Genomic DNA, 15,138 nt, shown 5'->3' on the forward strand with positions numbered 1-15,138 from the left:
CCGCCACGGGCTGCCCTGCGGCCCAACTGTGGTAGGCTTTGCCGGTTAGCAAAGGGGACGGCTCAGACCTGTATTAACAGACCCATGTCTTGCGCCCGTCCCTGCATCTGCCTTCAGGAGTTCCCATGCGCTTGACCCAGATTATTGCCGCCGCAGCCATTGCGTTGGTTTCCACCTTTGTTGTCGCCGATGACGCTGCCGAGCAGACCATCCGCAAGAGCTTGGCCAACCTGCAGCTCGACACCCCGATCGAAAGCATCAGTGCCAGCCCGATGGCCGGCCTTTACGAAGTCAAGCTCAAGGGCAGCCGCGTGCTGTACGCCAGTGCCGACGGCCAGTACATCGTCCAGGGTTACCTGTTCCAATTGAAGGACGGCAAACCGGTCAACCTGACCGAGAAAGCAGAGCGCCTGGGCGTGTCCAAGCTGATCAATGGCATCCCTGTGGCTGAAACCGTGGTCTACCCGGCGATCGGCGAGACCAAGACTCACATCACGGTGTTCACCGATACCACGTGCCCGTACTGCCACAAGCTGCACGCCGAAGTGCCCGCGCTCAACAAGCTGGGCGTGGAAGTGCGCTATGTAGCGTTCCCGCGCCAGGGCCTGGGCTCGCCGGGTGACGAGCAACTGCAAGCCGTATGGTGCTCGGCCGACAAAAAAGCGGCCATGGACAAGATGGTCGACGGCAAGGAAATCAAAGCCGCCAAGTGCGCCAACCCGGTTTCCAAGCAGTTCGCGCTGGGGCAGTCCATTGGCGTGAACGGTACACCGGCCATCGTTTTGGCTGACGGCCAAGTGATTCCGGGCTACCAGCCGGCGCCACAAGTTGCCAAACTGGCGCTGAGTGCCAAATAAACCAGCATCGTCGAACCTTTGACGATCATGGCCCGTGGATAAGTCCACGGGCCATTAATTGAAAGCCGCAGTTATGCGGCTGTTTTCCACGGCCGACCTCGCGTCGGCCGTTTCATGGGGAGTTCTTCAGTGAAACCGGTCAAAGTAGGCATCTGTGGGTTAGGGACCGTCGGTGGCGGCACCTTCAACGTACTTCAGCGTAACGCTGAGGAAATTTCCCGCCGCGCAGGCCGTGGGATTGAAGTGGCGCAAATTGCCACGCGTTCGCCAAAGCCTCAGTTCGCAACGACCGGTATTGCGATTACCAACGATGTCTTCGCCGTTGCCACCAACCCTGAAATCGATATTGTCATCGAGCTGGTCGGCGGCTACACCGTGGCCCGCGAACTGGTGCTCAAGGCCATCGAGAACGGCAAGCACGTGGTCACCGCCAACAAGGCGCTGATCGCCGTGCACGGCAACGAAATCTTCGCCAAGGCGCGTGAAAAGGGCGTGATCGTTGCGTTCGAAGCCGCTGTTGCCGGTGGCATCCCGGTGATCAAGGCGATCCGTGAAGGCCTGTCCGCCAACCGTATCAACTGGGTCGCCGGCATCATCAACGGTACCGGTAACTTCATCCTCACCGAAATGCGCGAGAAGGGGCGAACCTTCGAAGACGTGCTGGCCGAGGCCCAGGCCCTGGGTTACGCCGAAGCCGACCCGACCTTTGATGTGGAAGGTATCGACGCGGCGCACAAGCTGACCATCCTGGCGTCCATCGCCTTTGGTATCCCGCTACAGTTCGACAAGGCTTACACCGAAGGCATCACCCAGCTGACCACTGCTGACGTGAACTACGCCGAAGCCCTGGGTTACCGTATCAAGCACCTGGGCGTAGCGCGCAGCACGTCGGCCGGTATCGAGCTGCGTGTGCACCCGACGCTGATCCCGGCCGATCGCTTGATCGCTAACGTCAATGGCGTGATGAACGCCGTGATGGTCAACGGTGACGCCGCCGGTTCGACCCTGTTCTACGGCGCCGGCGCCGGCATGGAGCCAACGGCTTCGTCGGTGATCGCTGACCTGGTGGACGTGGTCCGCGCCATGACCAGCGACCCGGAGAACCGCGTGCCGCACCTGGCGTTCCAGCCGGACTCGCTGTCGGCCCACCCGATCCTACCGATCGAAGCCTGCGAAAGTGCCTACTACCTGCGAATCCAGGCCCAGGACCATCCGGGCGTGTTGGCCCAGGTCGCCAGCATCCTGTCGGAGCGCGGGATCAACATCGAGTCGATCATGCAGAAGGAAGTCGAGGAGCAAAACGGCCAGGTGCCGATGATCCTGCTGACCCACCGTGTGCTCGAACAACGCATGAACGACGCCATCCGAGCGCTCGAAGCTCTCCAGGGCGTGGTTGGGCCGGTAGTCCGTATCCGCGTCGAACATTTGAATTAATTCAGCTGCAAGCGCCAAGCTACAAGCTTCAAGTAGAAGCAGATCTGCTTTAACTTGAAGCTTGTCACTTGAAGCTTGAAGCCCAAACCGAAGGTTTGCCCCTATGCGCTACATCAGCACCCGCGGCCAGGCACCGGCCCTGAATTTCGAAGACGTTTTGCTGGCAGGTCTTGCCACTGACGGCGGCCTGTACGTGCCGGAAAACCTGCCACGGTTCACCCAGGAAGAAATCGCTTCCTGGGCCGGCCTGCCGTACCACGAGCTGGCCTTCCGGGTGATGCGCCCGTTTGTCACCGGCAGCATTCCGGATGCGGAATTTAAGAAGATTCTGGAAGAGACGTACGGCGTGTTTTCCCACAGCGCCATCGCCCCGTTGCGTCAATTGAACGGCAACGAATGGGTGCTGGAGCTGTTCCACGGCCCGACGCTGGCGTTCAAGGACTTTGCCCTGCAACTGCTGGGTCGCCTGCTCGATTACGTGCTGGAGAAGCGCGGCGAACGCGTGGTGATCATCGGCGCTACCTCCGGTGATACCGGCTCGGCTGCCATCGAAGGCTGCAAACACTGCGAAAACGTCGACATCTTCATCCTGCACCCGCACAAGCGCGTGTCGGAAGTGCAGCGTCGCCAGATGACCACCATTTTTGGTGAGAACATCCATAACATCGCCATTGAAGGCAACTTCGATGACTGCCAGGAAATGGTCAAGAACAGCTTTGCTGACCAGAGCTTCCTGAAAGGTACGCGCCTGGTGGCGGTGAACTCGATCAACTGGGCGCGGATCATGGCCCAGATCGTTTATTACTTCCATGCGTCCCTGCAGTTGGGCGGCCCGGCGCGTTCGGTGTCGTTCTCGGTGCCGACCGGCAACTTCGGCGACATTTTTGCCGGTTACCTGGCACGCAACATGGGCCTGCCGATCAACCAGTTGATCGTCGCCACCAACCGCAACGACATCCTGCACCGTTTCATGAGCGGCAATCAGTACGTCAAGGAAACCCTGCACGCCACGCTGTCGCCGTCGATGGACATCATGGTGTCGTCGAACTTCGAACGCCTGCTGTTTGACATGCACGGTCGCAACGGCGCGGCCATCGCGGGTTTGATGGACACCTTCAAGAGCGGTGGCGGTTTCAGCGTTGACGAAGAGCGTTGGACCGAAACCCGCAAGCTCTTCGACTCCCTGGCTGTGGACGATGCGCAGACCTGCGAAACCATCGCAGAAGTCTATGCCCAGACCGGCGAGTTGCTGGACCCGCACACTGCCATTGGTGTGAAGGCCGCCCGCGAATGCCGTCGCAGCCTGGATATCCCGATGGTGATCCTGGGTACCGCGCACCCGGTGAAATTCCCGGAAGCGGTGGAGAAGGCCGGCGTTGGCAAGGCGCTGGAATTACCGGCGCACTTGGCTGACCTGTTCGAGCGTGAAGAGCGTTGCACTGTATTGGCCAATGACCTGAATGCTGTGCAGGCGTTTGTCAGCCAGCATGGCAACCGTGGTAAGCCGCTGTAAGGCAAACCGTGCAGGCAAAAACGCCGCTTTCCCTTCTCTGGGGTCAGCGGCGTTTTTTATGGCTTGCAGGCCCGGTAGGTGCGGCCGTTTTTTCGTTGTCATGTTGCGAGCGCATGCTGGAATCCGTCAGCCCCTGACGGCCCCAAAAGATGAAAAAGCGAACTTTCCTACGTCACAACCAGTCACTTAGGATAGATGCAGCTCTCCCGTTGAAACGATTGTTCCCGAACTATTGAGTGGTGATCGAGATGGAAAGTATCAGCCTATTGCTAGAAGAAGCGCTGAGCCCTTATCAGGTTTCGCTGACCACCGCCGGTGTGCAGGGCGAGTGCCTGGTGACCGTGAAGAATCCTGCTGGCGCTATCGTGGTCGAGCGCGAAGTTGATCGTGCGCAATTGATGGATAAGCGCGTGCTGGTGGATGTAGTGGATTGCCTGTTGCGCGACATCAAAATTGCCGAGGGGCGCGTGGAACCCTCAGTCATTGCGGCCTTGCGCAACGCCGCCCAGACCCGTGGCGCTGCCGCTGCATGAAGAATTGTTTAAGTGTGGAAACTTCCTACAAGGTGGCCGGTCAGAGTTCGTAACAGCAAGAGCAGACATTGTGCTCCGGTGTTTGTGACGTGCTGTACGGGTCTTTGTAGGCCGCGTTTAACCCCGAGGTGTCTCCCCACACTCCGGGGTTTCTTTTTGCCTGCGATTTGTCAGGGGTCGGGTGAATCCAGGAAAAAGCTCGGGTTGTCCTGCAGATAGTGTTCACGCATGACCGGGTCCAGCCATTCGGCGTAGGAAGCCTGTAGCTGTTCCTGTGGGATATGGCGCAAGGCCCGATCAATTCGCTGTATGGCCTGGCGACCTTCAGGTGTGGCCGAACAACCGATATGCGTACGCTGGTAGGGCGCTGACCCCTTGATGGGGTAGAACATCAGGTCTTCAGGGGCAATGCCTTGTTGCATGGCGTGATAGCGGATCTCCGGCGCGTAACCCAGAACGGCTTCCAGTCGGCCCAGGCGCTGCATTTGCAGCAGGCTGCCCAGGGCGTCATTGCCGTAATGGAGTGCCAGTGTGTGAGGGGCGGCATCCTTGAGTTGTTCGTCGATCAACGGACCGTAGCTGCGTTCGGCGGTTGCGCCAATGCGTGCGGTGGGGGAGCCGAGGAAGGCTTGCAGGTCAAATTGGCCCTCATCAATGAACGCTGCCAGCTCGTCCTGCTGGAGGCGTCGAATGGTCACCCCGTTGCTCACCGAGACGAAGGCCTGGGCGGAAAATACAACATACCTGGCCCGTTCCGCCGTCCACAGCAGCGACGGATCGCACGTCAGGGTGGTGGGGTCGCGCAACATCTGATTACCCCGGGCACGATTGACGTGCATCACCTGGTGCCGATACTCCGGCAGGCGCTCGCTGAGTATGGGCAATAACCTGTCCAGCACCCCTTGGCCCTTCTGTGGTCCCTCAAAGATGGTGACCGGTGGTAAGTCGCGCAGCAGCCAGGTCAGTGTTTCTTCTGCGTGGGCGGACAGCGGCCATTCGCTCGCTATCGCGCAGACAAGGCAGAGTTGCAGTAGCCGGCGCTGAGCAGGGTAAACCATCAAATCGCGCCATCCTCACGCAAGCGAGTAATGGCAGCGCTGTCGTATCCCAGTTTATTGAGTAGCACGTTGTTATGTTCACCCAGCTGCGGCCCGACCCATTCGCAGCTACCTGGCGTGTCCGACAACTTGGGCACGATGCCAGGCATCTTGAAGTCCTTGCCGTCGGGAAGCTGGGCCTTGAGGAACATCTCCCGGGCGAGGAATTGCGGATCGCCGAGCATGTCCTCGGCACTGTAGATGCGACTGGCAGGCACTTCGGCTTTATTCAATATCGCGACCACTTCATCCAGTGGCAGCGAATTCACCCAGCGATCAATTACGCCATACAGCTCATCACGACGGCCATCGCGTCCGTCATTGCTGGTTAACTCTGGATCGTTGGCCAAATCTTCACGGCCAATGGCCGACATAAAGCGCTTGAAGATCGCATCGCCGTTGGCGCCGATCTGTACATGCTTGCCGTCGGCGCTGGTGTGGATGGAGGACGGCGTGATACCGGGCATGATGTTGCCGGTGCGTTCGCGAATAAAACCGAACACATCGAACTCCGGGATCATGCTTTCCATCATGGCGAAGATGGCTTCATACAGCGCTACATCGACCACCTGGCCCACGCCGCCGTTGACTTCGCGATGACGCAGCGCCATCAGCGCGCCGATCACCGCCCACAGCGCGGCAATCGAGTCACCGATGGAAATGCCGGTGCGCACCGGTGGGCGGTCTTCGAAGCCGGTGATATAGCGCAGGCCGCCCATGGATTCGCCCACCGCGCCAAACCCTGGCTGGTCTTTCATCGGGCCGGTCTGGCCAAAGCCGGAGAGACGCACCATCACCAGCTTGGGGTTGAGTGCGTGCAGGGTTTCCCAGCTCAGGCCGAGCTTCTCCAGCACGCCGGGGCGGAAGTTCTCGATCAGGATGTCGGCGTCCGCCAGCAACTGCTTGAGGATGGCCAGGCCGTCCGGGTGCTTGAGGTTCAGCGTCAGCGACTGCTTGTTGCGCGCCTGCACAAACCACCACAACGACGTGCCCTCGTACAGCTTGCGCCACTTGCGTAGCGGGTCGCCGCCGTCCGGCGATTCGACCTTGATCACCTCGGCGCCGAATTCGGCGCAGATACGTGAGGCGAACGGGCCGGCGATCAGGGTACCGAGTTCGATAACTTTCAGGCCGGCAAGCGGTTTGGCATGAAACGACATGATGATCCTTGTCTGCGCAGTGCGGTGGTGTGATGCCTTTTAACATAGGCGGACAGCCCAGGGATAAGGATGATGCAGCGCAGGATTCGTTGAATGGCCCCGCCATCGGTTAGACTGGCCGCCTTTCCCTGTCTCTAGAAGTCCGTTCATGGCCCAGCCGTCCACGACCTACAAATTCGAACTCAACCTTACTGACCTCGATCGCTCGGTGTACGAGAGCGTCAAACAGACCATCGCCCGACACCCTTCGGAAACCGAAGAGCGCATGACCGTGCGTCTGTTGGCCTACGCCCTGTTTTACAACGAGCAACTGGCGTTTGGTCGTGGACTGTCAGATGTAGACGAACCAGCCCTGTGGGAAAAAAGTTTGGATGATCGGGTTTTGCACTGGATCGAAGTCGGCCAACCCGATGCCGACCGCCTGACCTGGTGCTCGCGCCGCACCGAACGCACCAGCCTGCTGGCCTACGGTAGCCTGCGTGTATGGGAAGGCAAGGTGGTGCCGGTGGCGACCAACCTGAAAAACGTACACATCGCCGCCGTGCCCCAGGAAATCCTCGAAGTGCTGGCCAAAGACATGCCCCGTGTTATCAAGTGGGACGTGATGATCAGCGAAGGCACGATCTTCGTCACCGACGACCGTGGCCAGCATGAAGTGCAACTGCAATGGCTGGTCGGTGAGCGTTGAGCGGCAAGCTACAAGCTACAAGCTTGCAGCCAATAATCCCCCAATAGAGAATTCCCCACCCTCCATGCGTATCGATCCTCGCCCATTGCCCGCTATCCTGCCGTTCCTCGGAGATTTGCCACCGCTGTTGACCCGTCTCTACGCCGCACGCGGGGTGCAGTCGGAAGCCGAGCTGGATAAAAGTCTGGTGCGGTTGATCCCTTACCAGCAACTCAAGGGCATCGACGCGGCCGTGGACTTGCTGGTGACGGCGCTGGAGCAACGCCAGCGCATCCTGATCGTCGGTGACTTCGACGCCGATGGCGCCACTGCCAGCACCGTGGGTACCTTGGGCCTGCGTTTGCTCGGAGCGGCGCATGTCGACTATCTGGTGCCCAACCGTTTCGAATACGGCTACGGCCTGACCCCGGAAATCGTCGCCGTGGCCCTGCAGCGCGAACCGCAGTTGCTGATCACCGTGGACAACGGCATCTCCAGCGTCGAAGGCGTGGCAGCCGCCAAAGCCGCGGGGTTGAAGGTGCTGGTGACCGACCACCATTTGCCCGGCGATGAGTTGCCGGCGGCGGATGCCATCGTCAACCCGAACCAGCCGGGCTGTGAGTTCCCGAGCAAGGCCCTGGCCGGCGTGGGCGTGATCTTTTATGTGCTGATGGCCTTGCGTGCGCGCCTGCGCAGTTTGGGGTGGTACGAGAACACGCCGCAGCCGAACATCGGCGAGCTGCTCGACCTGGTCGCTCTGGGCAGCGTCGCCGACGTGGTGCCCCTGGATGCCAACAACCGCATCCTGGTGCATCAGGGCCTGGAGCGTATCCGTGCAGGTCGCGCACGGCCGGGTATCAAGGCGATCCTGGAGGTGGCCAAGCGCGACGCTGCACGCATCACCTCGACCGACCTGGGCTTTATTCTCGGGCCGCGCCTGAATGCCGCTGGGCGCCTGGACGATATGAGTCTGGGTATCGAATGCCTGCTCACCAGCGACTTCGCCGCCGCACGGGAAATGGCGGCGCAACTGGACGGCATGAACCAGGACCGCAAATCCATCGAGCAAGGCATGCAGCGCGAGGCCCTGGCCCAGCTGAAAGACTTGCCGGTGGAGTCGATGCCTTACGGGTTGTGCCTGTTCGACCCGGAGTGGCACCAAGGCGTGATCGGGATTCTCGCGTCGCGCATGAAAGAGCGTTACTTCCGCCCGACCATCGCCTTTGCAGACGCCGGTGACGGCCTGCTCAAGGGCTCAGGGCGCTCCGTGCCGGGTTTTCACATCCGTGATGCCCTGGCAGTGGTCGCAAGCCAGCATCCCAACCTGATCGCCAAATACGGCGGCCACGCCATGGCGGCGGGGCTCACATTGCCCGAGTCGAATTTCCCACTGTTTGCCGAAGCATTTGATGCTGAAGTGCGTCGGCAACTGTGTGAGGAGGACCTGACCGGCAGGTTGTTGACCGACGGTACTCTGGCAGTGGAAGAGTTTCACCTGGAGCTGGCGCGGGCCTTACGGCATGCCGGCCCGTGGGGGCAACACTTTCCCGAGCCGTTGTTCCACGGCGTGTTTCAGTTGGTGGAGCAGCGTGTCGTGGGGGAGCGGCACCTGAAAGTGGTGCTCAAGAGCGAATGCGGCTCGGTGAAACTCGATGGCATTGCGTTTGGGGTGGACCGTGACGTTTGGCCGAACCCTACCGTGCGTTGGGTCGAGCTGGCCTATAAGCTGGATGTGAACGAGTTTCGTGGGAATGAAACCGTGCAGCTGATGATTGCGCACATCGAACCGCGCTAAATATCGGTCACACCCTAAAGCAAATGTGGGAGCGGCGGTTCGACGCTTCGACTTGCTCGCGAATACGGAGTGTCAGTCAATGTTGCTGTGACTGATCCACCGCTTTCGCGAGCAAGCCCGCTCCCACATTTTTAATCCGTGTACAGCCTGAAGTTACTCGGCTTTATCCTTGGCCTGATGCTTCACAATGATATCCACCAACCGCTTGGCCAGCGCCGGGTAGTTCTCATCGAAGTGATGCCCACCTGGCAGCTTCAGCGCTTCACCCACGGCAGTCTTGTCCGTGCAGCCGCTCTCGTCGACTTCTTCTGCACCGTAGATGCACACCACTTTCTCAGGCGGCAGCTTGGCCATTTCCGGGCCCGTGGCGGCTTCTTTGCCGGCGTTACCCAGCCAGCCTTCCACTTCAATCTCAAAGCTGCCGGTGCGTGCGAACGCCAGCAGGATGATTGCATCGACCCGTTGCTGTTCGTTTTCGGGCATACGGTTGTAGATGGCTGGCAATACATCGGCACCGAATGAATAACCGGTCAGCACAAAGCGCTTGGTGCCCCACTTCTGACGGTAGTGTTGCATCAGCTCGGTGAGGTCCTTGGCGCTTTGTTCCGGGGTCTTGTGCTGCCAGTAGTAGCGCAGCGTGTCGATGCCGACGACGGGGTAGCCGATCTTGGCCATTTCGCCGGCCACGTCGCGGTCCAGGTCACGCCAGCCGCCATCACCAGAGAGGAACAGGGTGACGGTGTCCTTGGCCTGGCCTGCCGGCACTTCAACCACTGGAATCGCCAGGCCGCCATTGTCCGAACCTACCAGTTGCTTGCGCAGCTCGTTGTTCAGCACTTGCGGGTAGTGAATGTCGTAGTCGCTGATGCTGGTGGTGGCGCGTGGTGTATCGCGTACGAAACTGGCGCTTTCATCGTCAGGGTTGTCATTCCAGGCCACCAGCCAATTGCCGTGCGCGGCGGTTTTCGGCAGTGGGTCCTTGCAGCCTTCCTGCACCAGGGCGAAGCCGACGGAGATGGCATTGGCCTTGTCGTCATCCTGTGTTGCCAGCCAGCGCCAGGCGAGCGCTGCGCCTGGGCCGATGCCGCTGACCAGGGTGGCCGGGCCCTTGAGCTGGACCAAGGCGCTTTGCAGCGCTTGTTCCTGCAGCTTGCAATCGTCCTTGGGCAGGATCACCTGGACAATCTGCGCCTTGCCGCCTTGGCTCAGAGCGATCAGTTGGCTGTCGGTCAGGATTTCGTCGGCCATTACGGCCACAGCCACACGGGCTTTCGGCGTGCCATTGGGCGTCACGCGGGTCATCACCGATCCATCGGCCTGGGGCAATTGCTCCAGGGTCGGCTGTGGGGCAGGGCGGTTCCAGTACCAAAAGCCGCCGCCTGCGATCAAGGCGAGCAGCACTACAGAGGCCAATACATACCGCCAGGAACGTCGAATCATCAGCGTTTCACCAATCCAGTCAAGCCGCCCGCGATCAGGGCGGCGGTATCGGCCAGTGCCACCAGCGGATCAAGTCCCGCAGGCACGGCCATGTAACGGGGTTCCCAGTCAGGCTGGAACTTGTCTTTGAAGCGGCGCAAACCTTGGAAGTTATACAGTTGTTCGCCACGGCGGAACACCATCGAACCCAGGCGTTGGGTCAACGGCGCGCCGCGGCGTGGTTGCAGGCCCGACAACGGCACCATGCCGAGGCTGAAGCGGGCGTAGCCGTGACTCTTATAATGCTGAATCAGGCCGACCATCATGAATTCCATGGTCAGCTTGGGCGCGTCAGGGTGGGCGCGCATCAGGTCGAGACTGGCCAAGTCGTGGTTGTAGGTCTCGAGCAAGTTGGCGAAGGCCACCGGGTTCCCTTCGAAGCGAATGATCGCAATGCGAAAGTGCTTGAGGTAGTCGTCGCTGAAGCGTCCCAGGGAAAAGCCTTTTTCCCTCACGTTTTTGCCGGTCAGCCAGGCATCCGAGATCACTTTAAGCGCGTCCATCGGTGCCGTGCCCGGTTCAAAGATCTCCAGGGACAAGCCATCGCGGGTGCCGCGGTTCCAGGTATAGCGCAGGTCCTTCATCTCTTTGCCCTTGGCTTCCAGGTCAAAGCGTTTCAGGTCGACGCGGGCTTCTTCACCCAGTTTGATCGCGGTGAGGCCGATGTCCATGTAGTACGGCAGGTTCTCTGCGCGCACTTGATAGAACACCGGGCGCGCGTGGTGGATGTCGCACAGGTCGCGGAACTGCCAGATCATCTCGGCGCGTGGCTGGGTCGGGCCAATCGGGTCGTACAAGGCTACCAGGCTGCGCCCGCGACGGGCGTACATGAGGAAAGCTTCATCATTGGGGTGAAACAGCAGCGCCTTGTCGCCGGTGAGCGCCAGGCCGCCGTCGGGTTGGGACGAGGCCATCAGGATCTTGCTGGCGCGCTCGAGTTCGTCGGGCGTCGGCAGGTGGATCACCGGGCGCGCGGTGCGCAACAGCCAGGTCAGGGAGACGATCACCAGCAGGACGGCGGCGCCCAGCAGCGAGCGCAAACCACGGGGCGCGTTGGCGTCCAGGGTGAACTGCCACCACAGCTGGTGGCTGTAAGGCACGTCTTGATAAGCGAACAGCAGCAGCCAGATCGAAGCCCCTAGCACGCACACGCTTGCCACCAGGTACAGCGGCGAGAAGGGCAGCTCGGTGAGGCGGCTGGCGCGGTAGAACGAGCGTCGGAAGATCGCCAGCAGGATCGCGGTCATGGTCATCAAGCAGGCTTCTTCCCAGTCGAAGCCCTTGAGCAGCGAGAGCAACGCACCGGTCAGCAGCAGCACCATGGTCAGCATCCAGGCGGCCGACAAGCGTCGACGCAGGCCCTGGGCCAGCAACAAGCACAGCACGCCGATCAGGCTGGCGCCAAAGTGCGAGGCGTCAATCAGGCGGTGGGGAATCAAGAAGCCGATGTTTTCCAGGCGTGAGTCGATTTCGGGCGTGGCGCCAGAAAACAGCAGGACCACGCCGGACAAAAAAACCAGTACGGCCAGTACTGGCGCTGCCAGCCCCGAGGCGACCCGCAGGCTTTGCTGGGTCTGGAACAGACGCTGCGCTTCGTTGATCAGCAGGAACACACAGGCGATCAATAGGGGCAGCACCACGTAGATCATGCGGTACAGCAGCAGGGCAGCGGCCAGTGGCGCGGCGCCCAGTTTGTCGGCGAAGGCTGCGAGCAGAATTGCTTCGAATACGCCAACCCCGCCCGGTACATGGCTGAGCACGCCAGCGGCCAGCGCCAGCAGGTACACCAACAGGAAGGGGCCGAAGGGCGGCGCTTCTGGCAGCAACAGATAAAGGACGGTAGCAGCGGCGGCGACGTCCAGCGCGGTGATGATCAGTTGCAGGAAGGTCAAACGCCGGCCCGGCAGACGCAGGGTACGGCGGCCAGCTTTTACCAGCAGATTATCCGGGTAGGGTTGCTCCGGCAGGCGACGACGATAAATGCCGATGCACAGCGCGGCCGACAACAGCAGCACGGCGCCGGCAATGCCGCCCAGCAAACCTTGCGACAGATGCAGATAAGTGGACGCCGCCGGCAAGTTACTCAAGGTGGCCAGTGCCGCCAGCGGCGGCAGGGCGCAGCCCAGGGCCAGGCTGGCGAACACCGTCATGTGCGCCACTTCTGAAGCCCCGATGCCATGGCGTGCATATAAACGGTAACGCACCGAACCGCCCGAGAGCATCGACAAGCCAATCGCATTGCCGATGGCAAACGCGGTAAAGCCACCCAGGGCCAGGGTCTTGGCGGGCAGTTGTACCCCCGCGTAGCGCGCGCCGGAAAATTCATAGCCTAATAGAATGACGAAGCCGGCGACACCTGCGGTAAACGCACCGAGCAGGGCGGGCCTGGGTACTTCCAGAATCGAATCGTGGAGGGCGTAGAGATCCAGCTCCAGCAGCAGGTGTCGGCAGGCGATCAACGCGATGGCGAACAGCAATAGTGTGACGGCCAGCCCGATGGGTTGCCGGTATTTGCTCACCCGATCCAGCCAGCGCAAACGAGCGGGAGGGATCGGTTGTTCTGCTGTAACGGTGTCTTGTGGTTCAGACGAGTTGGCGCGCATCAATCACCTCGTGGATTGTGCGCGACAGGATGGAGGTATCCAGCCAAGTTACCAATCCCTATGGACAAAATAATTACAAATATTAACGCGTATCACCGGGGGCGGCGACAGCGGCCATTGGTCGTAGAGGGAAGCGCTGAGCATTGAGCATAGCTTGCAATGAGATGGACTCTGCAAACCGTGTACGGTTTCATGAAAGATGCCATGCCATTGTTTCAAAAGAACTTTTTTACCGGATACAAAAAAGGCCACTCTTTCGAGTAGCCTTTTTTGATGTTTGGTTGCGGGAGCCGGATTTGAACCGACGACCTTCGGGTTATGAGCCCGACGAGCTACCAGACTGCTCCATCCCGCGTCTGTGGGCGGCATTCTACAGCCCAACGGCAGGGTGTCAACCGTTAATGGATGTATCGGTCAAATAAGTGTGAATTAACCCACTGAGTGGTCACCGATAACGGTAAGTGCGCGATAGGCTTGGATTTTTGTCAGACAATCAAAAAACTGACAGGCACAAAAAAGGCCACTCTTTCGAGTAGCCTTTTTTGATGTTTGGTTGCGGGAGCCGGATTTGAACCGACGACCTTCGGGTTATGAGCCCGACGAGCTACCAGACTGCTCCATCCCGCGTCTGTGTGTCGGCATTCTACAGAGGATCGCGAGCGTGTCAACCCGTGTTCTGAAGAAAAGCGCTTGTGGTTCAATTGGTTAGCTCTCCACCGCTGTACGTGGAAGCGCTGCAAGCCAGTCCGGCCAAGGGTTTCAGCTCTATCGGAATACCAGATTCGATTGAGAAAATAAATTCATGTGCGAATTTTCCTACCGTTCAAACGGAAGAATCAAACTACTGGTGCTATGTACAGGTGTGAGTGCGATACTGGCCACCCGTAGTTTCACATCCTGTTTATATGACGCAGCGCAAAATCATCCACGTTGACTGTGATTGCTTCTACGCCGCCATCGAGATGCGCGATGACCCGAGCCTGGCGCAAAAGCCGCTGGCGGTGGGTGGCTCGGCGGACCGGCGCGGGGTGATCGCTACCTGCAACTATGAGGCGCGGGCCTATGGCGTGCGCTCGGCCATGTCGTCACGCCACGCCTTGAAGCTGTGTCCGGACCTGACCATCGTCAAGCCACGCATGGACGCCTATAAAGAAGCGTCGAAGGAAATCCAGACGCTCTTTCGCGACTACACCGACCTGATCGAACCGCTGTCGCTGGATGAAGCCTATCTGGACGTGTCTGACTGTACGCATTTTGGTGGCAGTGCCACGCGCATCGCCCAGGACATTCGCCGCCGCGTCTCCAACCAGTTGCACATCACCGTGTCCGCTGGTGTCGCGCCGAATAAATTCCTGGCCAAGATCGCCAGCGACTGGAAGAAACCCAATGGATTGTTTGTGATTACCCCGGACCAGGTCGAAGACTTTGTCTCGCAGTTGCGTGTGAGCAAATTGCACGGTGTGGGCAAAGTCACGGCAGAAAAGCTGGCGCGCCTGGGAATTGAAGACTGCCTGCAACTGCGTGAGTGGAACAAGCTGGCGCTGGTGCGGGAATTTGGCAGCTTTGGCGAGCGACTGTGGAGCCTGGCGCGTGGGATTGATGACCGCGCAGTGCACAACGATAGCCGTCGGCAATCCATCAGTGTGGAAAATACCTACGATGTGGACCTGCCGGATCTTTCAAGCTGTCTGGCAAAGCTTCCCGAGCTGATGGAAACCCTGGCCGGGCGTATGGCGCGTATAGACAGCAGTTACCGGGCGGGCAAGCCGTTCGTTAAAGTGAAGTTTCATGACTTTACCCAGACGACACTGGAGCAGGCGGGGGCGGGGAGGGATTTGGAAAGTTATCAACAGCTGCTGACCCAGGCGTTTAAACGGGGTGCGAAGCCGGTGCGGTTGTTGGGGATTGGGGTGCGGTTGCTGGATTTAAGCAACGGCAACGAACAGCTCGAGTTCTCCTGGTAGAAACCGAGAGCGCTATGTGGGAGCGGGCCTGCTCGC

General features: G+C 59.9%; 11 protein-coding genes and 2 tRNA genes. 7 read left to right on the forward strand and 6 right to left on the reverse strand.

The genetic code is table 11. The features are described 5' to 3' along the window. Window positions 1-125 precede the first annotated feature (125 nt). The 4 genes from AACY08_RS14530 to AACY08_RS14545 all read left to right on the forward strand — a co-directional run bounded on the left by AACY08_RS14530 (window position 126) and on the right by AACY08_RS14545 (window position 4,337). Window positions 126-857: a thioredoxin fold domain-containing protein gene (locus AACY08_RS14530; protein WP_064053737.1), complete on the forward strand. Its 732-nt coding sequence runs from the start codon at window positions 126-128 to the stop codon at window positions 855-857. A gap of 129 nt (window positions 858-986) precedes the next feature. Continuing rightward, on the forward strand, window positions 987-2,291 hold the full coding sequence (locus tag AACY08_RS14535; protein WP_339470061.1) for a homoserine dehydrogenase: 1,305 nt from the start codon (window positions 987-989) through the stop codon (window positions 2,289-2,291). A 103-nt stretch (window positions 2,292-2,394) separates the two neighbouring features. Further along, the gene (gene thrC / locus AACY08_RS14540) at window positions 2,395-3,804 is read left to right on the forward strand and encodes a threonine synthase (protein ID WP_339470063.1); all 1,410 of its coding nucleotides are present in this window, start codon (window positions 2,395-2,397) and stop codon (window positions 3,802-3,804) included. Window positions 3,805-4,052: 248 nt separating this feature from the next. After that, window positions 4,053-4,337, forward strand: coding sequence for a DUF3509 domain-containing protein (locus tag AACY08_RS14545; protein WP_339470064.1), 285 nt, complete (start codon window positions 4,053-4,055; stop codon window positions 4,335-4,337). Window positions 4,338-4,507: 170 nt separating this feature from the next. On the opposite strand, the gene AACY08_RS14550 is transcribed toward AACY08_RS14545, so the two are convergent. Together AACY08_RS14550 and AACY08_RS14555 are read right to left on the reverse strand one after the other, a co-directional pair. Then, window positions 4,508-5,395 (reverse strand): TIGR02285 family protein, encoded by an 888-nt coding sequence (locus AACY08_RS14550; RefSeq protein WP_339470065.1) that lies wholly within the window; start codon window positions 5,393-5,395, stop codon window positions 4,508-4,510. Then, on the reverse strand, window positions 5,395-6,594 hold the full coding sequence (locus AACY08_RS14555) for a CaiB/BaiF CoA transferase family protein (RefSeq protein WP_339470066.1): 1,200 nt from the start codon (window positions 6,592-6,594) through the stop codon (window positions 5,395-5,397). Before AACY08_RS14555 ends, AACY08_RS14550 begins: the two co-directional genes overlap by 1 nt. 148 nt (window positions 6,595-6,742) lie before the next feature. On the opposite strand from AACY08_RS14555, the gene AACY08_RS14560 reads away from it, so the two are divergent. Together AACY08_RS14560 and recJ are read left to right on the forward strand one after the other, a co-directional pair. Continuing rightward, the gene (locus AACY08_RS14560; RefSeq protein WP_339470067.1) at window positions 6,743-7,282 is read left to right on the forward strand and encodes a YaeQ family protein; all 540 of its coding nucleotides are present in this window, start codon (window positions 6,743-6,745) and stop codon (window positions 7,280-7,282) included. Window positions 7,283-7,346: 64 nt separating this feature from the next. Further along, on the forward strand, window positions 7,347-9,056 hold the full coding sequence (gene recJ, locus AACY08_RS14565; RefSeq protein WP_339470068.1) for a single-stranded-DNA-specific exonuclease RecJ: 1,710 nt from the start codon (window positions 7,347-7,349) through the stop codon (window positions 9,054-9,056). 153 nt (window positions 9,057-9,209) lie between these two features. Here recJ and AACY08_RS14570 read toward each other — a convergent pair whose 3' ends face one another. The 4 genes from AACY08_RS14570 to AACY08_RS14585 all read right to left on the reverse strand — a co-directional run bounded on the left by AACY08_RS14570 (window position 9,210) and on the right by AACY08_RS14585 (window position 13,765). Beyond that, window positions 9,210-10,496 (reverse strand): virulence factor family protein, encoded by a 1,287-nt coding sequence (locus AACY08_RS14570; RefSeq protein ID WP_339470070.1) that lies wholly within the window; start codon window positions 10,494-10,496, stop codon window positions 9,210-9,212. After that, window positions 10,496-13,138: a bifunctional lysylphosphatidylglycerol flippase/synthetase MprF gene (gene mprF / locus AACY08_RS14575; protein ID WP_339470071.1), complete on the reverse strand. Its 2,643-nt coding sequence runs from the start codon at window positions 13,136-13,138 to the stop codon at window positions 10,496-10,498. The genes AACY08_RS14570 and mprF overlap by 1 nt, the downstream gene beginning before the upstream one ends. A gap of 278 nt (window positions 13,139-13,416) precedes the next feature. Beyond that, window positions 13,417-13,493, reverse strand: a tRNA-Met gene (locus AACY08_RS14580). 195 nt (window positions 13,494-13,688) lie between these two features. Then, window positions 13,689-13,765, reverse strand: a tRNA-Met gene (locus tag AACY08_RS14585). Window positions 13,766-14,043: 278 nt separating this feature from the next. On the opposite strand from AACY08_RS14585, the gene dinB reads away from it, so the two are divergent. Continuing rightward, a complete protein-coding gene (dinB, locus tag AACY08_RS14590; RefSeq protein WP_339470072.1) occupies window positions 14,044-15,102 on the forward strand; it encodes a DNA polymerase IV in 1,059 nt (352 codons plus the stop codon). Window positions 15,103-15,138 lie beyond the last annotated feature (36 nt).

The organism is Pseudomonas sp. EL_65y_Pfl1_R83, assembly GCF_963970695.1.
Taxonomy (GTDB): domain Bacteria; phylum Pseudomonadota; class Gammaproteobacteria; order Pseudomonadales; family Pseudomonadaceae; genus Aquipseudomonas; species Aquipseudomonas tritici.